At 68.7% G+C, this 19,822-nt stretch carries 21 protein-coding genes; 8 read left to right on the top strand and 13 right to left on the bottom strand.

Going from position 1 to position 19,822, the window contains the following annotated elements; translation table 11 throughout:
- Positions 1 to 127: 127 nt before the first annotated feature.
- The 4 genes from ACZ6DT_RS31445 to ACZ6DT_RS31430 form a co-directional block, all read right to left on the bottom strand.
- Positions 128 to 2,296, bottom strand: coding sequence for a bifunctional lysylphosphatidylglycerol flippase/synthetase MprF (locus tag ACZ6DT_RS31445; protein WP_465602141.1), 2,169 nt, complete (start codon positions 2,294 to 2,296; stop codon positions 128 to 130).
- A 70-nt stretch (positions 2,297 to 2,366) separates the two neighbouring features.
- Positions 2,367 to 3,218 (bottom strand): DUF8017 domain-containing protein, encoded by an 852-nt coding sequence (locus ACZ6DT_RS31440; RefSeq protein ID WP_465602140.1) that lies wholly within the window; start codon positions 3,216 to 3,218, stop codon positions 2,367 to 2,369.
- On the bottom strand, positions 3,215 to 4,105 hold the full coding sequence (locus ACZ6DT_RS31435; protein WP_465602139.1) for a DUF8017 domain-containing protein: 891 nt from the start codon (positions 4,103 to 4,105) through the stop codon (positions 3,215 to 3,217). The genes ACZ6DT_RS31440 and ACZ6DT_RS31435 overlap by 4 nt, the downstream gene beginning before the upstream one ends.
- 20 nt (positions 4,106 to 4,125) lie before the next feature.
- Positions 4,126 to 4,812, bottom strand: coding sequence for an HAD hydrolase-like protein (locus tag ACZ6DT_RS31430; protein ID WP_465602347.1), 687 nt, complete (start codon positions 4,810 to 4,812; stop codon positions 4,126 to 4,128).
- A 127-nt stretch (positions 4,813 to 4,939) separates the two neighbouring features.
- On the opposite strand from ACZ6DT_RS31430, the gene ACZ6DT_RS31425 reads away from it, so the two are divergent.
- The gene (locus tag ACZ6DT_RS31425) at positions 4,940 to 5,944 is read left to right on the top strand and encodes an ABC transporter permease (RefSeq protein ID WP_465602137.1); all 1,005 of its coding nucleotides are present in this window, start codon (positions 4,940 to 4,942) and stop codon (positions 5,942 to 5,944) included.
- Here the strand turns inward: ACZ6DT_RS31425 and ACZ6DT_RS31420 are convergent.
- The 3 genes from ACZ6DT_RS31420 to ACZ6DT_RS31410 are packed head-to-tail and all read right to left on the bottom strand — an operon-like array spanning position 5,882 to position 7,680.
- Positions 5,882 to 6,292, bottom strand: a complete 411-nt coding sequence (locus ACZ6DT_RS31420; RefSeq protein WP_465602136.1) for a secondary thiamine-phosphate synthase enzyme YjbQ — start codon at positions 6,290 to 6,292, stop codon at positions 5,882 to 5,884. The genes ACZ6DT_RS31425 and ACZ6DT_RS31420 overlap by 63 nt on opposite strands.
- A 4-nt stretch (positions 6,293 to 6,296) precedes the next feature.
- Positions 6,297 to 7,106, bottom strand: coding sequence for a DUF3626 domain-containing protein (locus tag ACZ6DT_RS31415; protein WP_465602135.1), 810 nt, complete (start codon positions 7,104 to 7,106; stop codon positions 6,297 to 6,299).
- Positions 7,107 to 7,116: 10 nt separating this feature from the next.
- A complete protein-coding gene (locus ACZ6DT_RS31410; protein ID WP_465602134.1) occupies positions 7,117 to 7,680 on the bottom strand; it encodes a helix-turn-helix domain-containing protein in 564 nt (187 codons plus the stop codon).
- A 31-nt stretch (positions 7,681 to 7,711) separates the two neighbouring features.
- Here ACZ6DT_RS31410 and ACZ6DT_RS31405 point away from each other — a divergent pair, with 31 nt between their 5' ends.
- Positions 7,712 to 8,242 (top strand): GNAT family N-acetyltransferase, encoded by a 531-nt coding sequence (locus ACZ6DT_RS31405; protein ID WP_465602346.1) that lies wholly within the window; start codon positions 7,712 to 7,714, stop codon positions 8,240 to 8,242.
- Here the strand turns inward: ACZ6DT_RS31405 and ACZ6DT_RS31400 are convergent.
- The 5 genes from ACZ6DT_RS31400 to ACZ6DT_RS31380 all read right to left on the bottom strand — a co-directional run bounded on the left by ACZ6DT_RS31400 (position 8,239) and on the right by ACZ6DT_RS31380 (position 12,697).
- On the bottom strand, positions 8,239 to 8,883 hold the full coding sequence (locus ACZ6DT_RS31400; protein ID WP_020630492.1) for a response regulator transcription factor: 645 nt from the start codon (positions 8,881 to 8,883) through the stop codon (positions 8,239 to 8,241). The two genes, ACZ6DT_RS31405 and ACZ6DT_RS31400, sit on opposite strands and share 4 nt — an antisense overlap.
- Before the next feature lie 16 nt (positions 8,884 to 8,899).
- Positions 8,900 to 10,171 carry a sensor histidine kinase gene (locus ACZ6DT_RS31395; protein ID WP_465602132.1) on the bottom strand — a complete coding sequence of 424 codons (1,272 nt, stop codon included), beginning with the start codon at positions 10,169 to 10,171 and terminating at the stop codon, positions 8,900 to 8,902.
- A gap of 94 nt (positions 10,172 to 10,265) precedes the next feature.
- Positions 10,266 to 10,466, bottom strand: a complete 201-nt coding sequence (locus ACZ6DT_RS31390; RefSeq protein ID WP_465602130.1) for a hypothetical protein — start codon at positions 10,464 to 10,466, stop codon at positions 10,266 to 10,268.
- A 10-nt stretch (positions 10,467 to 10,476) separates the two neighbouring features.
- Positions 10,477 to 11,592, bottom strand: coding sequence for a fatty acid desaturase family protein (locus ACZ6DT_RS31385; protein WP_465602128.1), 1,116 nt, complete (start codon positions 11,590 to 11,592; stop codon positions 10,477 to 10,479).
- A 13-nt stretch (positions 11,593 to 11,605) separates the two neighbouring features.
- Positions 11,606 to 12,697: a ferredoxin reductase gene (locus ACZ6DT_RS31380; protein WP_465602127.1), complete on the bottom strand. Its 1,092-nt coding sequence runs from the start codon at positions 12,695 to 12,697 to the stop codon at positions 11,606 to 11,608.
- A gap of 89 nt (positions 12,698 to 12,786) precedes the next feature.
- On the opposite strand from ACZ6DT_RS31380, the gene ACZ6DT_RS31375 reads away from it, so the two are divergent.
- The 5 genes from ACZ6DT_RS31375 to ACZ6DT_RS31355 all read left to right on the top strand — a co-directional run bounded on the left by ACZ6DT_RS31375 (position 12,787) and on the right by ACZ6DT_RS31355 (position 17,468).
- Positions 12,787 to 13,443, top strand: a complete 657-nt coding sequence (locus ACZ6DT_RS31375; protein ID WP_465602125.1) for a TetR family transcriptional regulator — start codon at positions 12,787 to 12,789, stop codon at positions 13,441 to 13,443.
- 491 nt (positions 13,444 to 13,934) lie between these two features.
- Positions 13,935 to 15,041 carry a Re/Si-specific NAD(P)(+) transhydrogenase subunit alpha gene (locus ACZ6DT_RS31370; protein ID WP_465602124.1) on the top strand — a complete coding sequence of 369 codons (1,107 nt, stop codon included), beginning with the start codon at positions 13,935 to 13,937 and terminating at the stop codon, positions 15,039 to 15,041.
- Positions 15,041 to 15,340: an NAD(P) transhydrogenase subunit alpha part 2 gene (locus ACZ6DT_RS31365; RefSeq protein WP_007032801.1), complete on the top strand. Its 300-nt coding sequence runs from the start codon at positions 15,041 to 15,043 to the stop codon at positions 15,338 to 15,340. The genes ACZ6DT_RS31370 and ACZ6DT_RS31365 overlap by 1 nt, the downstream gene beginning before the upstream one ends.
- Complete coding sequence (locus ACZ6DT_RS31360) at positions 15,337 to 16,722, top strand: NAD(P)(+) transhydrogenase (Re/Si-specific) subunit beta (protein ID WP_465602123.1); 1,386 nt, start codon at positions 15,337 to 15,339, stop codon at positions 16,720 to 16,722. The genes ACZ6DT_RS31365 and ACZ6DT_RS31360 overlap by 4 nt, the downstream gene beginning before the upstream one ends.
- Positions 16,719 to 17,468: a lipoate--protein ligase family protein gene (locus tag ACZ6DT_RS31355; protein WP_465602121.1), complete on the top strand. Its 750-nt coding sequence runs from the start codon at positions 16,719 to 16,721 to the stop codon at positions 17,466 to 17,468. The genes ACZ6DT_RS31360 and ACZ6DT_RS31355 overlap by 4 nt, the downstream gene beginning before the upstream one ends.
- Before the next feature lie 93 nt (positions 17,469 to 17,561).
- Here ACZ6DT_RS31355 and ACZ6DT_RS31350 read toward each other — a convergent pair whose 3' ends face one another.
- Positions 17,562 to 18,290 carry an Lsr2 dimerization domain-containing protein gene (locus ACZ6DT_RS31350; RefSeq protein ID WP_465602120.1) on the bottom strand — a complete coding sequence of 243 codons (729 nt, stop codon included), beginning with the start codon at positions 18,288 to 18,290 and terminating at the stop codon, positions 17,562 to 17,564.
- A 156-nt stretch (positions 18,291 to 18,446) separates the two neighbouring features.
- Here ACZ6DT_RS31350 and ACZ6DT_RS31345 point away from each other — a divergent pair, with 156 nt between their 5' ends.
- On the top strand, positions 18,447 to 19,820 hold the full coding sequence (locus tag ACZ6DT_RS31345; RefSeq protein ID WP_465602119.1) for a dihydrolipoyl dehydrogenase family protein: 1,374 nt from the start codon (positions 18,447 to 18,449) through the stop codon (positions 19,818 to 19,820).
- The last annotated feature ends 2 nt before the right edge of the window (positions 19,821 to 19,822 follow it).

Here is a 19,822-nt window from a genome sequence, read left to right as displayed (position 1 = left end):
GGTGGGGGGCAATGGGGAAGTGCCTTCTCTCCCCCGCCTTCTTCGTTTCCCCCCCCCCCCCCCCCCCCCCCCCCCCCCCCCCCCCCCCCCCCCCCCCCACGCGGCATGGCAGTCCGCTAAGGCCCTTCTACTGTGAAGCCAGCGAGGAAGTCGTTCGCGGCTGCGCGTTCGCGACCAGGCGCTGAGGCTTCTTGCCGGAGCGCGCGAGCTTCGCCAGCCGCAGCAGTCCGGTGTTCGGCAGGTAGGCCCGGCCGAGCGCGATCCCGATCCGCGGCAGATCCGCCTCGTCGCGGAACGCGAGGTACAGCGGGACGTGGCGTGGCTGGAACTTCGCCTTGAACGCGTGCAGTGAACGGAAGCCGTAGAACGGCTCCATCATCGTGCCGAGCGCGTCGAGCACCCGCTCGACGGCGTGCGCGGGTTCACCGGAGCTCGCCAGCGGCGCACCGGACAGCGAAACGAACTTCGCGCCTTCCTCGCGGAAGGCCAGGCACGACGACGCGATCAGGAACTCCATCGACGGGCGGAATCCGTCGGCGCGTTTGCGCATGACGTCGAGTGTCCAGCCGCCGATCGCGCCCGCGCCGGTGTACACCGGCAGCCACGACGTCACGCCGTGGACCACCCCGTCCCCGTCGACCGCGAGCCCTACGCGGGTCTCGGGGTCCATCGCCTCGTCGACCCCGCCGAGGGTGAAGCCCATTTCCGGCATGCCCTTGTCGCTGATCCACTCCTCGGAGATGGCGCGCACCTGCGAGATCACCGCGCGCGGCTGGTCGGCGAGCCGGACGAGCCGGAACTCGATGCCGTCCTTGGTGGCGCGGTTGAGCGCGGTCCGCACGTCCTGCCAGCGCTTGCCGCGGAACTCCAGCGTTTCCAGTTCGATCAGGGTGTCCTCGGCGACCTGGACCTGTTTCCAGCCGAGTTCCGCGGTTTTGGCGGTGGTGTCGCCGGTGGCGGAGAACAGGCACGGCACGAGACCGGTGTTCTCGCACATCGTGATGAACTCGGCGATCGTCCGGTCGGCGGCGCCGTCCGGGGCGATCGGGTCGCCGAGGGCGATGGCGACCCCGGCGTGGCGGCGGTAGGCGAGGTAGGACTTGCCGTCGGCGGCCACGAAGTACGAGTTCTGCGGCCAGGTCGTCATCCACGAAAGCGTGCTTCCACCGTGACGGCTGAGCAGCGTGCGGGCCAGCGCGGGGTTGCCCATCCGGCCGAGACGGCGGCGCTTCCGCCGCGACGGCACCCGGAAGGCGCCTCGCGCGGAGATCAGCAGCGCGAACTCGACCGTCCACAGCAGGTTGTCCACGAAGAACAGCGGCGGATCCACCAAGCCGGCGTCTTCACCGAAGATCTCCGCCAACGTGAGCACTCCGCCGTAGACCATCACCTGGAGGATGACGAACGACGTCAGGACCATCGCGCACCACCAGGCGACCTGGCTGCCCTTGCGCAGGCCGTTCATGATCGGCACCACGATCAGGCACAGGACGACGACTTCCCACGTGGACAGCGAAAGCTCTTCGGACGAACCGAAGGGGCCGTTGCCCGGTACGAAGGACATCACCAGTTCGGCGACGGTCAGCACCAGCAGACCGGCCACCACGTAGAACCGCCACTCGCGCAGACTCGGCCTCCGTTCGCGCGAGGAGTTCTCGGTACCGAGGAACTTGCGCCCGAACGGCAGGGCGAGGACGAGGGCGAAGAAATGCACGAGGTCGGCGAGCGTGCCGACGAAGATGATCGCGATCCCGGCGTAGACGCACAATCCGGCGCGCAACCGCAGCCGCCACGGCGGGCGCAGGGTGGCGCTGGCGACCGCGACCGCGGCGAGCGCGCCGCCGGAGAACCCGACGTCGAGGCTGCCCGCGACCCGTTCCGCCCATTCCCAGCCGGAGTTGCGACTCAATGCCAAAAATTGGACCGCCACCAGCACGCTGACGAACTGGCCACCGATGGTGACGGCCATCGCCCGCCGCGTGCCGAGCCGCCATTCCGCGAACCCGGCGAACAACGCGAAGCTGAGCACCATCGGCAGGTAGTACAGCGGGACGACCGCGAACAGCGGTCCGGTCAACAAGGTCCACCACCGGCCCGCTTCGAGCGACGGCAGCCCGTACGCGACGTACGGGTACACCGCGCGATCCTCGGCGGCCGACCAGAGCGCGCCCGTGGCCAAGGCGAGCGCGAGCATGGTCACCGTGACGAGGGTGGTGAAAGGCAACCGCTGCTTCAGCACCGTGGCGATCTTGTGCGTCCGGCCCGGCGCGGCCGTCCCGCTTCCCCCTTTTGACATGGAACCAAGGTAGGTGCGGGCGCCCGTCGGCCACATCCGGCAGGGGACCCATATTTCCCTTAGGGGAGTGCTACTCGCGACGGATGCTTTCACCCATCTTGAGGACGACGTCCCTGGCTACCGGGCCGGGGATCTCCTGGTCCGCCAGCACCAGAAGGACGTGATAGCGGCCGGATCCGGGCAGGGCGTCCAACGGGAGGGCGATCGCGGTGATCGCGACCGACGGGGCGGGACACGGTCCGTCCGCGGCGGGGACGACGGTGGTGGTCACGGCGTGGGCGGTCGTGCCGCCGTCGAGGACCGGCACCGGCCCGGCCTCGCCGACTTCGGCCTTTGTGGACCGCCCGTACGCCGCTTCGGCCCACCGCAGGATCGTTTCCTCGGCAGCTTGGGCGATACCGCCGACCTCGCCCTCGTCGATGGTGGTGAACCCCGCCATCGCCCGCGCCGAGAGTGCGGCGGCGGGGCAGAAGTCGCGGCGGTACCGGGCGACACCCTGCAGGGTGACGAGGTCGCCGGCCGGTGTCTCGTACCCGACGGCGACGTCGGGCTCTTCGATCTTCCAGCCCGGCGGAACGTCGTAGACGAGTGGGTGATCGTCGGACAGCACGGGTTGCCAGCCCGCGATCACGGGTTTGATCCGGGTGGGCCCCACCGGATCGGGCAGGACGAGATCGTGGGCGGACGGCGGCGGGGCCGCCGTCTTGGCCTGGTAGGTGGCCGTCGTGCCGACGGCGATGACGACGGCCAGGCCGAGAGCACCCAGCACCGGCCCGAGACGGAAGCGACGGCGCGGCGGGGCGAGGTCCCGGATGACCGGAAGCGGCGCCGTCCGTTCGGCTTCGGTTTCGAGCGACTGCCCGGTGAGCGGATCGACGAACCACGGCCGAGGTTCGTCGTCGCGCCCACCGGGACCGGTCATTGCTGTGGCCTCAAACTCGCGAGGATCATTTGCGCGTCCGCTTCGGACAGGGCGTCCGGGGTGCCCTGATCGAGGACCATCACGAAGCAGACGGTCTGCTCACCGACCTTGAAGGCCGCCGAAGTGACCTTCACGCTCGGCGCCCGGCAGCCTTCGCCTTCGCTCGGGGTGAACGAGGCGGTGGAGCTGAGTGCCTGGATCGTGCCCCCGGCGATGGGGAGCTGCTTGAGTTCAGGCAGCGGCACGTCGGCCTTGCCGGTGGCGGACTGGATCCAGAGCCGGACAGCGCCTCTGGCGGCGTTCTCGACGGGGATCTGATCCGCGGTGGCGAAACCGACCATTCCCCGGTTCGAACCGCTGAGGTCGGGGCAGGCGCCGAGCTTGTACCTCATCGCCTCGCGGATCACCATCTTGAACTCGCGCTCGGTGTTCCCGGTGACGTATCCCGGCTTGGTCTCCCAGCCCGTCGGGGGCAGGTCGTATGCCGTCTTGTCCTGTCTGGAGACGATTCCTTGCCAGCCCAGCGTCTTGGACGGAACCTTGTTGTCCTGCGGGGCGTCGCCGCTCTGGGAGGTCGACGGAGGGTTCGACGCGGAGGCGGCCGCGGGCGGTGGAGTGGGCTCCGGCCGCGGATCTTCGCCGTCACGCAGGACGAAGAACAGCGTGGACGCGACGGCGATGACCACGACGAGCGCGCCCAGGCCGATCCACAGGCCTTTCTTGCCCTTCTTCGGCGGTTCCGGAGAGAAACCCTGGTAGGTCTGCTGCGGGAACTGCTGGAAACCCTGCTGCTGATAACCCTGGGGCGGATACCCATGCGGTGGGGGTTGCCGCTGATCGGGCTGTTGTGGTCGCTCCGGCCAGCCGTTGCCGCCTGGGTATGCCATGGACCGAGTTTAGACCGCGTTCAGCCGGCGTCCCTGAGCACGGCCGCACGGACCGCTGCCAGGTCGGACAGGTCGCCGAGCACGGTGTGCGCGCCCGCGTCGGCCAGTTCCTCGGCGCTGAACCGCCCGGTCGCCACGGCCACCGCGACGGCGCCGTTGTCGAGCGCGGCCCGCACGTCGTCCGGGGTGTCGCCGATGACGACGACCGACGCCGGCGCGAACTCCGTGCCGTGTTTCGCCGAAGCGTGGCCGACGGCGGCGGGCACCAGATCGGGCCGGTGCGCCGAGAGCGAGCCGTAGCCGCCGATCTCGAAGTCCACGTGCTCGTGCAGGCCGAAGGCGGTCAGCTTGTGCACGGAGATCTCCGGAAGGTTGCCGGTGACCAGCGTCTGCACGACGCCGCCGTGCGTGGCGAAGGCGTTCAACGCGTCTTTGGCGCCCGGAAGTGCCCTGCCACTGGTGGACAGCGTCGGGGCGTGGCTTTCGGAGACCGCGATCAGCGCGAGCCAGAGCTTGCGCACGTTCTCCTCGGTGGGCTCGACGCCGTGCGAGGTCAGGATGTCCGCGCTGATGGCGCGTTCGGTGCGGCCGCCGAAGTTCGGCAGCGCCCGCAGTTCGACGCCCGCGACCTCGGCGAGCGCGGTCGTGTACCAGGCGGCACCGACGCCGCGCAGGTCCACAAGGGTCTGGTCGATGTCCCACAGCACGAGCCGGTGCGGAGTAGTCACGCGGTCGACGGTACCGGTGAGCTTATTCAACGTCTGTTGACTTCCGTGGCGCGGCCGCCTACCTTGGCGGCTAATTCAACGTGAGATGAATAAATGGAGGACGGTCATGCCTACCCAGAGCCATCGCCCCGCCGGGGCGTTCGCCTTACTCGCCGCGGTGGCCGGTGCGCTGGTCGCCGCCGTACTCGGCTTTCTCACCTTCGGCGCGCAGGCCACCATCGCGCCCGACGGTCTCCCCATCGCCGTGGCCGCGCCCCCGGGACCGCTCCAGGCGGCCGCGAAGGGGATCGCGTCCCATGGCGGAGGACAGGTCTCATGGCGGGTGACCTCTCCCGAGGAAGGCCGGAAACTGTTGGAGGACAAGGAGGTCTACGGAGTTCTCGAACTTCCGTCGACGGTCGTGGTCTCCGGGGCGGTGAACCCGTCCGGAACGCAGATCGCGCAACAGGTGCTGACCGGCGCCGCGCAGGCGCTGGGTGGGACGCCCAAGGTCGAAACGCTGCAGCCCGCCAGTGCGGCGGGCCGGGTCGCGCCGCTCGCTTTGAGCGCGCTGGCTTGGGTCGGCTGCCTGGCCGCGGGTGCCGTGCTGATCCTGGCCGGACGGCGGATCGGCCGGGACGCGGGAGTCGCCGCGCGCTTCACGCAGATCGTTTCGGCGGGGATCCTGGTCACCGGCGTCCTGACCGGGTTCCTGAAGCTGTGGGACTCGTCGCTTCCGCTCGGTTGGGACGTCCTCGGCTTCCTTTTCCTGGCCTCGATCGCGTTCGCGGCCCTGCAGACCGGCCTGCTGCGACTGCTCGGCGTACGGGCGATGGCGATCCTCGGCCCGCTGTACCTGGTCGCGCCCGCCGTCGCGGGACAGGTGCCGGAACTGCTGCACCCCGCGTACCGCGCGGTGCTGTGGTCCTGGACGCCGTTCCGGTTCTCCGCGGAAGGACTCCGGAGCCTGCTGCAGGGCGTGCCCGGCGCGCCGGATGTCACGACCGGGGTGTGGGTGCTCACCGGATTGCTCGCGGCGGGACTGCTACTCGCGCTGTGGCCGGCCCGGTCAGCCCTCGAGCAGACTGAAACGGACACGCCGGACCGGGTTGTCCAGGTTGGTGTCCACTAGGCAGACCGATTGCCAGGTGCCCAGCGTCATCACTCCGCCGAGCACCGGGATCGTCGCGAACGGCGGCAACAGCGCGGGCAGGACGTGGTCACGGCCGTGACCGGGACTGCCGTGCTGGTGCCGCCAGCGGCCGTCGCGGGGGAGCAGGTCGTCGAGCGCCGCGAGCAGGTCTTCGTCGCTGCCGGCGCCGGTCTCGAGGATCGCCAGCCCGGATGTCGCGTGCGGGACGAAGACGTGCAGGATCCCGTCTTCGGCGTCCGCGTCGCGCAGGAAGGTCTCGGCGTCCTTGGTCAGGTCGTGCACCACGGCCACGCTGCCGGTGCGCACCTCGATCTCCGTGGAATACATGCTCTTACGGTAGTGCCCCGAAGCGCGCGACGTAGTGCCAGACGCGTTTGAGGGCCTGCTGGTCGTGGTGGCGGGCTTCGCCGAGGACACGGGGATCGAGGTAGCCGTCTTCGGCCAGTGTCAGGCCGAGTTCGACGAATTCGGCCCCGCGGTATCCGGGGTGCCGTTCGAGTTCTTCGGTCGACAGGCGGAAACCCGGATGCCATTCGACCGGGCAGCCGAGTCGTGACGCGGCCTTCTCGACGTCGGTGCCGCGGTGACTCGGGTCGAGGACGAGAGCTTCGACGTCCTTCGTGAGATCGACCGGGCCGTGGACGTGTGCCTCGATGTAGTCGTCGAGGAGATCGGTGTCGTCTTGCTCCGCCAAGGCGATCAGTGCGGAAACCCTGGTGCCGTGGCCGAAATCCCGGGGCGCCAGCACACTGTCCGGGTAGCAGAACGTCGTCCTGTCCACGGTGTGCGCGGCCATCCGGAAGTGGGCCGAGCCGAATCTCGGCGCGCCGCCGCCCGCGCGGCGACGGAAGTTCAAGGCGCCGTACTTCGGCCGTTCCGCGGGCGGCGCGCCGTCGTAGACGCCGCCGAACATCCGGCTCTCCCAATGCCAGCGATCTCCGCCGGGATACGCGGTCAGTCCTCCGTTGCTCGTCCCGGTTTCGAACTGGTTGCGGTAGAATCCGTCCTCCGCCATCGCTTCCAGCAACGGACGTCCGTCCACTGTGGACCTGTCCGGATGGAAGTGCAGGGTCACCGGCAGCCCGGCCTCGTACCCGCCGCGTGCTTTCGCCGCGACGTACGCGAGGGCGCGGTGCTCCATGACCCGAGTATCAGGCGTGCCGCCGCGCGAGCGCGACCAGATATCGGACCGGCTCCCCGGTCGGGTTGACGTAGGCGCACTGCTGCGGAGTGCCGAGCTGTAGGCAGTCTCCAGCGTCGAGTTCGTGCTCGACGTCGCCCTCGCGGAACCGCAGATGGCCGTCGAGTACCCAGATCTGGTGGTGGGTCAGCGCATAGGTGTGGGCGGGGAAGGCGACCTCGGCGCCCGCGGGCAGCACGACCTCGACCAGTTCGAGCGGCCCGCCGAGCGAAGGTGACACCGCGCGGCGCACATATCCGGTGTCCGGGTCGGTCCAGGTCGGCTGATCGGCCACGCGTACGAGGCGGCGGTCGCCGTGTTCGGCGCGCGCGATCAACTCGGACAACGTCATCCCGAGGGCGGACGAAAGTCTGCTGAGCAGGACGGCCGTCGGCTGCGCCTCGCCGCGTTCGATCTTGCCGATCATCGCCCTGGACACCCCCGACATCTCGGCGAGGGCGTTGGCCGAAAGGTTCTGGTCGAGTCTCGCGGACTGGAGCGTCGCGGCGAGCGACGCGGACAAGGAATCCGGCATGGTGCTCACTATAGTGGTCAATTCGGTTACTATGGTCGCCATGGTGATCAGGGAAGCGACGGAAGCCGACGCGGCGGCGTGCGCGGAAATCTACGCGCCGTATGTCACCGACACGGTGATCTCGTTCGAGACCGAGCCGCCCAAACCGGACGAGATGACCGAACGCATCGCCAAGGCGCAGCGATCGCACGCATGGCTCGTGCTCGAAGACGACGAAGGCCGTGTCACCGGCTACGCCTACGGAGGCCCCTTCAGCGGCCGACCTTCCTATCGCTGGTCTTGCGAGGTCAGCATCTATCTGGAGCTCGGCCGACGGCGGACCGGTGGCGGACGCGCGCTCTATCAAGCGCTGCTGGACAAGCTGGCGTCTCGCGGCTTCCGGAACTTCTGCGCGGGAATGGTGCTGCCGAACGACGCGAGCGCCGGGCTGCATCGCGCGCTGGGATTCGAGCCGGTGGGGACCTATCGGCGGATCGGGTACAAGCACGGGGCCTGGCGGGACGTCGCGTGGGTGCAACTGTGCTTGCCGGAGGTGGCCGGGGTCCCGGTGGAACCGGCCTAGGACTCCAGGTACCGGAGCACGGCGAGAACCCGCCGGTTGTCCCCTTCGGACTGGGGCAGCGCCAGCTTCCCGAAGATGCTCGACACGTACTTCTCCACCGAGCCCGCCGAGAGGAACAGCGCCGCCGCGATGGCCGAGTTCGACCGTCCCTCGGCCATCAACCCCAGCACCTCACGCTCCCGCGGGGTCAGTCCGGCGAGCGCGTCCGTCTTCCGGGTGGCGGTGAACAGCTGGCTGACCACTTCCGGGTCGAGCACAGTCTCTCCGTCGGCGACCCGCCGAAGCGCGTCGAGGAAGTCCGAAACCTCCGCGACGCGGTCCTTCAGCAGGTAGCCGACGCCGCCCGCGCGGTCGGCCAAGAGCTCCGTCGCGTACTGCGTCTCGACGTACTGCGAGAACAGCAGGATCGCGCATCCGGGAAGTTCCGCGCGCAACGCGATCGACGCGCGAAGTCCTTCGTCGGTATGCGTCGGCGGCATCCGGATATCCACAATGGACACGTCCGGCCGGTGTTCGCGAACCGCCGCGCACAGGCTTTCGCCGTCGGCGACGGCCGCGACGACCTCGTGCCCCCGAAGGTTCAGCAGTTCGACGAGCCCCGCCCGGAGGATGGCCGAATCCTCCGCGATCACGACGCGCACGCCGCCCCCCATAGTCCTATTTCCGTAATGGTATTTCCGCGCTGATCACCGTAGGCCCGCCCGGCGGGCTGTCGATGTCGAGCCCGCCGTCCACCGTCGCGAGCCGCTCGGCGATCCCGGCGAGCCCGCCGCCGTGTTCCAGCCGGGCCCCGCCTTCGCCGCCGTCACACACGACGAGCCGCAAGCTGTCGCCGACGATACCCACGTCGACCTCGATCGCGGCGGAAGTGTGCTTGGCGGCATTGGTCAGCAGCTCGGCGACGGTGAAGTAGGCGATGGTCTCGAGTGACGGCGACGGCCTGCTCGGCAGGTCCACGGTGATCCGCGCGTCGATGCCCGAGCCCGCGGCCAAAGTGGACAGTGCGACGTCGAGACCGGCGTCGAGGGCGGCGGGATGGATGCCGCGGGCGAGGTCGCGCAGTTCGACCAGAGCCTGTTTCGCGTTGGCGTGCGCGGCGGTGACCAGGGCGGTGACCTGGTCGATGTCGCCGCCGCCCGCGAGTTCGTCCTTCGCGATGCCGAGCTTCATCGCCAGTGCGACCAGCTGGGCCTGCGCGCCGTCGTGCAGGTCGCGTTCGATCCGGCGCAGCCGCCGCGTCGCGTCGTCGACCGCGGTCGCGCGTGTGCGTTCGAGGTCGCGCACACGTTTGGAGAGGTCCTCGGCGCCGAGCATCCCGCGCACCAGCAGACGGTCGAATTCGGCGAGGCCGTGGACCACCCACGGCATCGCCAGCAGCACGGTCAGCCCGGTGAGGGCGAGCGGCAGGGTGAGGGGCCAGGTGTCGACGCGCAGGTCGAACGCCGGCATGGCGTCGCCGTCCAGGGTGAACCAGAACAGCGGATAGATCAGCGTGCTCACGGCGTACACGAACAGGGACGCGACCAGGAAGAGCTCGATCAGCGACAGCGGCAGCCGGATCGCCAGGTAGGCGATCGACCGCCAGCCCATCGGATCCCCGAGGCGCCCTTTGACACCGTTCCAGAGCCCCGGCCGCAACTCGGGCCGGGCCGGCGGGGTGACGGTCGTCCCGAGCAGGACACGCGCCAGGCCGATGTGGGCGGCGCCGATCAGCCGCGCGCCCGCCAGGACCCCGATGAGCACCGGCAGCCCGATGGTGAGCAGGCTCAGCCCGATCCCGAGGAACAACCCGACGACGACGAGCGCCATGAACACCAGCGTCAGCGGCGCGCCGATGATCACCCACGCCAGCTCGGCCCAGTACGCGCCGCTCAGCTGTGCGCTGAGGACGCGACCGGCGAACCGGGGCGGGGCGAGGCGGGTGATCACGGCTTCAGCCTGCCGTGCCCACCCGCCTCGTGCCCATCCGGTTTTCCGTAATCTTCGCCGCGCCGGGTCGTCTCACCGGGCGGCCGTCCGACACCTAGTCTTCGCGGGTGTCGTCGGCCTGCGCCCGCTGGGACGCCTCACGCATCTCGATGACGTCCGTCAGCCAATCGCCGGTCTCGCGGGCGATGTCCCGGATCGCGCCGGTGATGATCGTCGCGATGTTGCCGATGTGGGTGGCCGCGGACTCGGTGACCTCTTGGACCACGTCCTTGGTGGTTTCGAACTGACCGACCATGTCAGACACCTTAAGCCGCTCGGAGGGTCTTGTCGCTCTCCACGGTAGCCGGAGTGCGGGGTTCACCGTTCCACGGCAGGGCCAGTTTCACGATCTTCCTGGCCACCGAGAACAGCTGCTTGCGCAGGGGACCGGTGTTGTAGGGCAGACCGTACTTCTCGCAGATCGCCCGCACCTCGCCCGCGATCTGCGGGTAGCGGCGCGCCGGGATGTCCGGGAACAGGTGGTGCTCGATCTGGTGCGAGAGGTTCCCGGTCATGATGTGGAAGAGCTTGCCGCCGGTGATGTTCGCCGAGCCGAGGATCTGCCGCAGGTACCACTGGCCCCGCGACTCGTCCTCGGTCTCCTCCTCGGTGAAGCTCTCGACGTCGGCGGGGAAGTGCCCGCAGAAGATGATCGAGAACGCCCACAGGTTGCGGGTCAGGTTCGCGGTGGCGTTGCCGAGGAAGGTCAGCGGCGCGAGCGGACCGGTCAGCAGCGGGAACAGCACGTAGTCCTTGCCGACCTGGCGACCGGCCTTCTTGAGCATCTTCAGACCGACCTCCTTGTTGTCCGACCACTTGCGCTCGCCCTTGACGACGCGGTCGAACTCGAGATCGTGCAGCATGACGCCCCACTGGAAGAACAGCGCGAGCAACGTCGCGTACACGGGGTTGCCCAGGTAGTACGGGTTCCACTTCTGCGCCGGGTCCATCCGCAGGACGCCGTAACCGATGTCGCGGTCCTTGTCGAGGATGTTCGTGTACGTGTGGTGGATGTAGTTGTGGGAGTGGCGCCAGTTCTCCGACGGCGCGACGGTGTCCCATTCGAATTTCTGCGAGCTCAGCGCCGGGTCGCGCGTCCAGTCGTACTGGCCGTGCATGACGTTGTGGCCGATCTCCATGTTGTCGAGGATCTTCGCCACTGAGAGCGCGGTCACCCCGGCGACCCACGCCGGCGGGAAGAACCCGGCGAACAGCAGCCCGCGGCCGGCGACCTCGAGCGCGCGCTGGGTCTTGATGACGTTGTGGATGTAGTCGACGTCGACCTGGCCGAGATCGGCGACGATCCGCTGCCGCATCTCGTCCAGTTCGCGGCCGAAACTTTCGATCTGGGCCGGGGTGAGCTTGTCCTGCAAGCCGGTCATGACTGGCTCCTTTCTAAGCGTTGATCTCGACGTCCCCGACCGGGACGGAGATGCAGAGCTGGATCTCTTCGTTCTCTTCGCTGGAGGTCTCACCGGTCTTGGCGTTGCGCACGCAGCCGGAGGTCTTGATCTGCGTGCAGGAGAAGCAGATGCCCATCCGGCAGCCGTGTTCCGGGCTGAGCCCCGCCTCTTCGGCCTGCTCCAGCAACGGTTTCCCGGAGTTGGCGAACTCGCGGCCGCTGTGCGCGAACCGCACCTGTCCCTCGGCGTTCTCGGTGTCGAAGGTGAGCGCCGGCGGCGTGAACTCCTCGGTGTGCAGATGTGCGTCCAGGCCGTCGGCCTCGAAGGCTTCGCGGACCGAATCCATCAGCGGCTTCGGACCGCACAGGAAGGTTTCGGCCTCGGGGTACCACGGCGCGGCCTCGGCGAGGTGCTCCTTCGAGAAGAACCCGTGCAGGTCGCCACCGGTTTTGGCGTGGGTGAACGCGTGTACCACCCGCAGGCCGGGCAGGCGGCGCGCGAGCTCGGCGAGCTCGACGCGGTAGAGCGCGTCCTCGGCCGTGTTGGAGTAGTGCAGGAAGGCGAGATCGCCCTCGTACTTCTCGTCCGCCAGCGTGCGCAGCATCGACAGGACGGGCGTGATCCCGCTCCCGCCGCTCAGCAGCAGGATCCGCCGGGGCCTCGGCGACGGGAGGGTGAACTCACCATCCGGAGTGGACAGACCGAGCACCGAACCGATGGTGACCGTGCGGTTCAGGTGCCGCGAGACGAGTCCCTGCGGGTCGGCCTTGATGGTCAGTTCCAGTGATCCGTCGTGCTCCGAACCGGCGGGTGAGTAGCAGCGGGTCCGGCGGACGCCGTCGATCTCGACGGTCACCCGCACGTACTGGCCCGCGACGTGTCCCCGCCAGGCGCGGCTCGGCCGGATGGTCAGCGTGACCGTGTCAGGTGTCTGCCGCCGGACGTCGGTGACCAGGCCACGGATCTCGCGGCGGACCAGCATCGGATCGACGAGTTCGAGGTAGCGGTCCATGCCATGGGGCGTGAGCAGGGCCTCGGCCAGCGAAGCCAGCCGCCTGGCCCTGCGTGGTACCAGTGCCGTCATCACTTCTCCCAAATTCAGTGAACGCTTGTACACTCAATAGTGAAGTGGCGATGGTCGCGCTTGTCAACGCGAGAGGAGGGCGATGTGACGTGGGTGATACCGCGCAGGCGATTACGCTGTCCGTCGTGACAACGGAGCCCGTTTCCCGGCAGGAGCGCAAACAGCGCACACGGCAGGCGCTGTTGGACGCTGCCCTGGACCTGGTGGCGGAACGAGGGTTCTCCGGGCTGAGCCTGCGCGAGGTGGCGAAGCAGGCCGGAATCGTGCCGACGGCGTTCTACCGCCATTTCGCGTCGATGGACGAACTGGGCGTGGCGCTCGTCGAGGAGTCGATGCGCACGCTGCGCACGATGATCCGCCCGGCACGCACCAGACCGGCCGCGTACAGCGACATGATCAAAATGTCCGTGCGCATCCTGCGCGAGCACGTGCGGGCGCACGAGGACCACTTCCATTTCCTCACGCGCGAGCGTTACGGCGGCACGGGACCGGTCCGGCAGGCGATCGCCTTCGAACTCAAGCTCTTCGTCAGCGAACTCGCCGTCGACCTCGCGCGGTTCGACAATCTCCGCGAATGGAGCACCGAAGATCTCCACCTGCTCGCCGACCTGATCGTGACGACCATGCTCACGACGGTGCTGGAGTTGCTGGAGGCACCTTCGCGGGACGACGAGATCGGGCGCACGGCCGAACGGCGGCTGCGGCTGATCTTTCTGGGCGTGCCGAACTGGCGCAGCGGGTCGTGAGTGGCGTTTCGGGTTAGAACGGACCGGTATTCGCTCACCTACGCCTGACCAGGCCGGTCTCGCGCGCTCAGCGTGCGCCGGGATGTCGGCGATGGAGGAATCGGGACGGTGAGTGTCCCGATTCCTCCATCGACGAGAGGGCGTTGCGGTCTCGCCCGGAACCCTCCCCGCTCACACCACCCAGCACGAACCCCAACGGCAGCGAGACAAGCCCGGATTCCCGTGGATAGGCAAATACAGGCTCGGGCCAGAACCCGAAACGCCACTCACGACCACCTGGACACACCACGTTCGGCCTCCCTCTCGCCGTCACCCCAAAACCCTCACGAGTCCTCGGTATGACGTCGCGCACCTGGATCGATGGCTGGATCGATCGTGATGAGCGAGGTCACGGAAAGATGCCGTCCGGATACGTTCAGCCAGGAAAGTTGTCGGCCGGACGTGGTAAACAGTGCGGGTTCGTGTGGTCCTCTCCAGCGAGGAGGTCGCCTGTGGCGGCAAGGAACGAGCAGCTCACGGTCGGTGTTGTCCGGGAAACCGGACAAGGTGAACGCCGCATCGCGCTGGTACCGAAGCTCATCGAGCGCGTCTCCGGACGCGGACTGCGGGTGGTGGTCGAGCCCGGCGCGGGCGCCGGCGCGCTGCTCGCCGACGAGACCTTCGAGCAGGCGGGCGCGGTGATCGGCGACCCGTGGGATGCCGACATCGTGGTGAAGGTGGCGCCTCCGAGCGCGGCCGAAGTCGCGAAGCTCAAGCAGGGCACCATTCTCATCGGCTTCCTGAATCCACGGGGTGATCCGGAGGGGATAGCGGCGCTCGAGTCGGCGGGCGTCCGCGCCTTCGCCGTCGAGGCGATCCCGCGGATCTCCCGCGCGCAGGCGATGGACGCGTTGTCGTCGCAGAGCAGTGTCGCGGGCTATCGCGCGGTATTGCTGGCCGCGGAGAAACTCACCCGGTTCTTCCCGATGCTCACCACCGCGGCCGGAACGGTGCCACCGGCGAAGGTACTCGTGCTCGGCGCGGGTGTCGCCGGTTTGCAGGCCTTGGCGACGGCGAAACGGCTCGGCGCGCAGACCACCGGGTACGACGTGCGGCCCGAGGTCGGCGAGCAGGTCAAGTCACTCGGCGCGAAATTCCTCGACCTCGGTATCGAGGCGGTCGGCGAAGGCGGGTACGCCCGCGAGCTGACCGACGAGGAAAAGGCCGAGCAGCAACGCAGGCTCACCGAGGCGAACACGAGGTTCGACGTCGTGATCACCACCGCGCTCGTCCCCGGCCGCCGGGCACCGGTCCTCGTCACCGCCGACGCGGTGAAGGGAATGCCCGCCGGTGGCGTCGTGGTCGACCTCGCCGGCGAGTCCGGCGGCAACTGCGAGCTGACGAAACCGGGCGAGGAGGTCGTCGAGTACGACGTCACCATCTGCTCGCCGCTCAACCTCGCCGCGGAGATGCCCGCGCATTCCAGCGAGCTCTACGCGCGCAACGTCACCGAGTTGCTCGAACTGCTCGTCGACAAGGAGGGCAAGCTCGCGCTCGACTTTTCCGACGAGATCGTCGCCGGGGCCTGCGTGGCCGGAAAAGAAGAAGGGGGCGAGTGATGCTCGTAGGCAGTTTGGCGATCCTCGTACTCGCCGGATTCGTGGGCTTCACGGTCATTTCCAAGGTGCCCAACACGCTGCACACCCCGCTCATGTCGGGCACCAACGCCATCCACGGCATCGTCCTGCTCGGCGGGCTGATCGTGCTCGGCCTCGGGGTCGACGGCGTACTGAACAAGATCCTGCTGGTGATCGCGATCGCCTTCGGCACGATCAACGTGGTCGGCGGCTTCCTCGTCACCGACCGGATGCTCTCGATGTTCAAGGCGAAGAAGCCGGAAGACGGTGGTGACAAGTGACGACCTTCATCGCCGTCCTCTACATCCTTTCCTTCGCGTTGTTCATCTACGGCCTGATGGGGCTGACCGGTCCGCGCACCGCGGTACGCGGCAACTGGATCGCCGCGGTCGGCATGGGCATCGCGGTGATCGCGACGCTGCTGACACCGGGGATGGGCAACTGGCTGCTGATCGCGCTCGGCGTCGCGATCGGTGTCGTCGTCGGCGTGCCGTCCGCGCGCAAGGTGAAGATGACCGCGATGCCCCAGATGGTGGCGCTGTTCAACGGCGTCGGCGGCGGGGCGGTCGCGCTGATCGCGTGGGTCGAATTCCGCACCACCGAGGGCTACGCGCACGAGCCGGCGTACGTCGCGATCGCGTCGTTGTTCGCCGCGATCGTCGGTTCGGTGTCCTTCTGGGGCTCGAACATCGCGTTCGGGAAACTGCAGGAACTCATCTCCGGCCGCCCGATCACCCTGGGCAAACTGCAGCAGCCGGTGAACGCGCTGGTGCTGATCGCCGCGATCGTGCTCGCGGTCGTCATCGCCGCCGGCGGTGACGCCGAACTGCTGATGATCGGCCTGCTGGTCGCGGCGGGCGTGCTCGGCGTGGTGGTCGTGCTGCCGATCGGCGGCGCGGACATGCCGGTCGTCATCTCGCTGCTGAACGCGCTCACCGGATTGTCGGCCGCGGCCATGGGTCTCGCGCTCGACAACACCGCGCTGATCGTGGCGGGCATGATCGTCGGCGCCTCGGGCTCGATCTTGACGAACCTGATGGCGAAGGCGATGAACCGGTCGATCCCGGCCATCGTCGCCGGCGGGTTCGGTGGCGGCACGGCGGTTTCGAGCGGTGGATCCGGTGAGGTCCGGCCGGTCCGCAGCACCAGCGCGTCCGACACCGCGATCCAGATGGCGTACGCGAACAAGGTCGTGGTCGTCCCCGGCTACGGCATGGCCGTCGCGCAGGCACAGCACGTGGTCCGCGAGATGGCGAAACTGCTGGAGGCCAAGGGGATCACGGTCGCCTACGCCATCCACCCGGTGGCGGGCCGGATGCCTGGGCACATGAACGTGCTCCTAGCCGAGGCCGACGTCCCGTACGAGCAGCTCAAGGAAATGGACGAGATCAACTCCGAGTTCGCCCAGACCGACGTCGCGCTGGTGATCGGCGCGAACGACGTCACGAACCCGGCCGCGGAGACCGATCCGGGCTCGCCCATCTACGGGATGCCGATCCTCAAGGTGAACCACAGCCGGTCGGTGATCGTGCTCAAGCGTTCGATGAGCTCGGGCTTCGCCGGCATCGACAACGAGCTCTTCTACGATGCGAAGACAAGCATGCTCTTCGGCGACGCCAAATCGTCGGTGGGCGAGATCGTGGAGGAACTCAAAGCACTGTGATCGGTCCCTCGGAAGTCGTCGCCTCCTTCGACGACCCGGCCGACAACCTCGCGTTCGACGAAGCCCTCCTGCGTGCCGCCCCGGAGGCGCCGGTCCTGTGGATCTGGCGCAACACCGATGCTGTGGTCGTGGGGCGGGGGCAGAAGATCGAACGTGAGGTCAAGGCCGACGTCTGCGCGGGCGACGGCGTCCCGGTGCTGCGCCGGGCCAGCGGCGGCGGCACCGTGTTCCACGATCCCGGCAATCTCAACATCACCCTCGTCCTGCCCGGGCTCGGCCTGTCGGCGAAAGCCGTCAAGCCGCTCGAAGCGCTCGGGGAACTGATGACCGCGACGGTGGCCGAACTCGGGCTGCCGTCGCGGCTCGGTGATCGGGGACTGTTCGTCGGTGACGCGAAGCTGTGCGGTTTCGCCGTGTTCCGGACGAGAACGGGCTTGCTCGCGCATTCGACGTTGCTCGTGTCGACCGCGGCCGAACGGGTCGGCCGGTACCTCACTTCGGCGCCCGCGGATCCCCGTCCGCTCGACTCCCACCGGAGCCCGGTCGCGTCGCTCGCCGAGCATGGCCTGCGCAAAGGTGTTGCCGAAGTCACGGCAGCGGTCCGCGTGGCGGCGGTCGCGCAACTGGGTGAACTCACCACCAGGAAGCCCTCGGCCGAGGAGCGGGAGTGGCACCGCTCGCTCCGGCACACGCGGTACGGGTATCCGAAGTGGCATTCGGAAGGGGCTCAACGTCCGGCCTCGTGAATGATCCGGTTCGGTGGAACGACCCGAATCAGTCACGACGACAAAAGGGGCTCCATTCGCGTAGTAGCGAATGGAGCCCCTTTTGTTTATCGACTACTTTTCGGTGGCCGAGAAAGTGACGACGGGCACCTTGCGAGCGGCGCGCGTGGTCTTCTTCGGCTCCGAGGCCTTCTTCGCCGGCGTCTTGGCGGCGGCCTTCGGCGCGGTCTTGGTCGCTGTCGTCTTCTCGGCGGCGGCCTTCGGAGCGGTCTTGGCCGCTGTCGTCTTGGCCGCGGCCTTCGGCGCTGCCTTGGCCGTGGCCTTGGTCGCGGCGGCGGTCTTCGCGCGACCGGCCGGAGCCTTCGCCGTGGTGGCCTTCGCCGCCGTGCCGCGGGCCGTCTTCGCCTTGGCAGCGGTGGCTTTCGCCGTGGTCTTGGCGGGAGCCTTGGCCTCCGCCTTGGCGGCGGTGGTCTTCGCGCCGGTGGTCTTGGGAGCGGCCTTGGCGGCGGCGGGCTTGCGGCCGGCGACACCCTTCGCGGCGGGCTTGCGGCCCGGCTTCGCGGCCGACTTCGCCTCGGCCTTCGCGGCGGTGGCCGTGGTCTTCGGGGTCGACTTCGACACCCGTGCGCCCTTGGGTCGCTGCACGACCCGCGGCCGCAGTTTCCGTCCACCGATCCGTCGGCCGTTTTCCACAAAGGCACGCAGGATTCCCCGGAGTGCGGTGGCGTTGTCGGCCGAAAGGTCGATGTCGTAAGCGATTCCGTCCAAAGCGAAAGCGACCGTTTCTTCGGCCGCCTCGCCGGTCAGATCATCCAGCAAATGCACAGCAGTGTTCCTGGCCATGAAAAACCTCCCGCGCTCGATCGTTCTACTGCGTAACCGGCACGGTGCAACCTGAACCCGCGGCTGATGACTCACGCAGCGACACGAGGATAGCGGCAGGTTGCGCGAAGCTGCGCGGTGGTGTGCGCTGAATGCATGTCAGCACAGACTTTTGACGTGATCGTGATCGGAGGCGGCCCCGTCGGCGAGGTCGCCGCCGAACGGGCAGCACGCGGCGGACTCCGGGTCGCGCTCGTCGAGCACGAACGCTTCGGCGGCGAATGCTCTTACTGGGCCTGCATTCCGAGCAAGGCACTGCTGCGGCCGGGGAACCTCCTCGCCGCCGCCAAGCGGGTCCCCGGCGTCCCGGTGGGCGACGCGGTCGACCCGGCGGAGGTGTTCGCGCGGCGGGACTGGTTCACCGGCAAGGGAGACGACACCGGACAGGTCAAGTGGGCCGAAGGCGTCGGGATCGTCCCGATCCGCGGGCACGGCCGGATCACCGGTGAGCGGAAGGTCACGGTCGACGGCGGTGACGTGCTCACCGCGCGGCACGCCGTGATGGTCGCCACGGGCAGTGTGCCGCGGACGCCGTCGATCCCCGGACTGGACACCATTTCCCCGTGGGGTTCGCGAGAGGCGACTTCGGCCGAGAAGGTTCCGGGCCGCCTCGGCGTACTGGGCGGCGGTGTCGTCGGAGTCGAAATGGCGCAGGCCTTCGCCACGCTCGGCGCCGAAGTCCACCTGATCATCTCGGGGGCGCGTCCCTTGCCGCGGCTGCCGGACTTCGCGGGTGACGCCGTCATCGCGGGGCTCCGCGAAGCCGGGGTCACCGTGCACACCGGCTCCGGCCTCGACTCCGTGTCCGCAGTGGACGGTGGCAAGGAATTGGCGTTGAAGGGCGGTGACCGGTTGGTCGTCGACGAACTGCTCGTCGCCACCGGCCGCCGCCCGGCGACCGACGGACTCGGCGTGGAGTCACTCGGGCTCGAAGCCGGCGCGCCGCTCGAGACGGACGACAACGGACGTGTGTCCGCTGTGGACGGTGACTGGCTGTTCGCCGTCGGGGACGTCACCGGCCGGGCGCCGCTGACCCATCAGGGCAAGTACGCGGCCAGGGCCGCCGGGGACGCCGTGGCCGCGCAGGCGGCGGGCAAGCCGGTCGATTCCGCCGCGTGGAGCGCGCACAGCGCCACGGCCGATCACCACGCCATCCCGCAGGTCGTCTTCACCGACCCGGAGGTGGCTTCGGTCGGCCTCGCCGGACCCGAGGAGGGCAAGCCGCACCGCGTCGTCGACATCGACATCGCGGTCGCCGGTTCGTCGCTGCACGCGGACGGTTACGCGGGCAAGGCGCGGATCGTCGTCGACACCGAACGGGGTGTCCTCCTCGGCGCGACCTTTGTCGGGCAGGACGTGTCCGAACTGCTGCACTCGGCGACCATCGCGATCGTCGGGGAGGTCCCGCTGTCGAGGCTGTGGCACGCGGTCCCGTCGTTCCCGACGATCAGTGAGGTGTGGCTGCGCCTGCTGGAGGCGTACGGCCTCTGAGC

Source organism: Amycolatopsis sp. NPDC041971 (assembly GCF_055588925.1).
The sequence above is the reverse complement of the archived record's forward strand: the minus strand, read 5'-3'. Positions and strand labels throughout refer to the sequence as shown.

Coding starts and splice junctions, on each gene's coding strand:
- ACZ6DT_RS31435 (WP_465602139.1), bottom strand. CDS start 4,105: ATGGCATACCCAGGCGGCAACGGCTGGCCGGAGCGACCACAACAGCCC.
- ACZ6DT_RS31350 (WP_465602120.1), bottom strand. CDS start 18,290: ATGGCCAGGAACACTGCTGTGCATTTGCTGGATGATCTGACCGGCGAG.
- ACZ6DT_RS31420 (WP_465602136.1), bottom strand. CDS start 6,292: ATGTATTCCACGGAGATCGAGGTGCGCACCGGCAGCGTGGCCGTGGTG.
- ACZ6DT_RS31425 (WP_465602137.1), top strand. CDS start 4,940: ATGCCTACCCAGAGCCATCGCCCCGCCGGGGCGTTCGCCTTACTCGCC.
- ACZ6DT_RS31440 (WP_465602140.1), bottom strand. CDS start 3,218: ATGACCGGTCCCGGTGGGCGCGACGACGAACCTCGGCCGTGGTTCGTC.
- ACZ6DT_RS31380 (WP_465602127.1), bottom strand. CDS start 12,697: ATGACGGCACTGGTACCACGCAGGGCCAGGCGGCTGGCTTCGCTGGCC.
- ACZ6DT_RS31365 (WP_007032801.1), top strand. CDS start 15,041: ATGCTCGTAGGCAGTTTGGCGATCCTCGTACTCGCCGGATTCGTGGGC.
- ACZ6DT_RS31390 (WP_465602130.1), bottom strand. CDS start 10,466: ATGGTCGGTCAGTTCGAAACCACCAAGGACGTGGTCCAAGAGGTCACC.
- ACZ6DT_RS31410 (WP_465602134.1), bottom strand. CDS start 7,680: ATGCCGGATTCCTTGTCCGCGTCGCTCGCCGCGACGCTCCAGTCCGCG.
- ACZ6DT_RS31385 (WP_465602128.1), bottom strand. CDS start 11,592: ATGACCGGCTTGCAGGACAAGCTCACCCCGGCCCAGATCGAAAGTTTC.
- ACZ6DT_RS31445 (WP_465602141.1), bottom strand. CDS start 2,296: ATGTCAAAAGGGGGAAGCGGGACGGCCGCGCCGGGCCGGACGCACAAG.
- ACZ6DT_RS31415 (WP_465602135.1), bottom strand. CDS start 7,106: ATGGAGCACCGCGCCCTCGCGTACGTCGCGGCGAAAGCACGCGGCGGG.
- ACZ6DT_RS31405 (WP_465602346.1), top strand. CDS start 7,712: ATGGTCGCCATGGTGATCAGGGAAGCGACGGAAGCCGACGCGGCGGCG.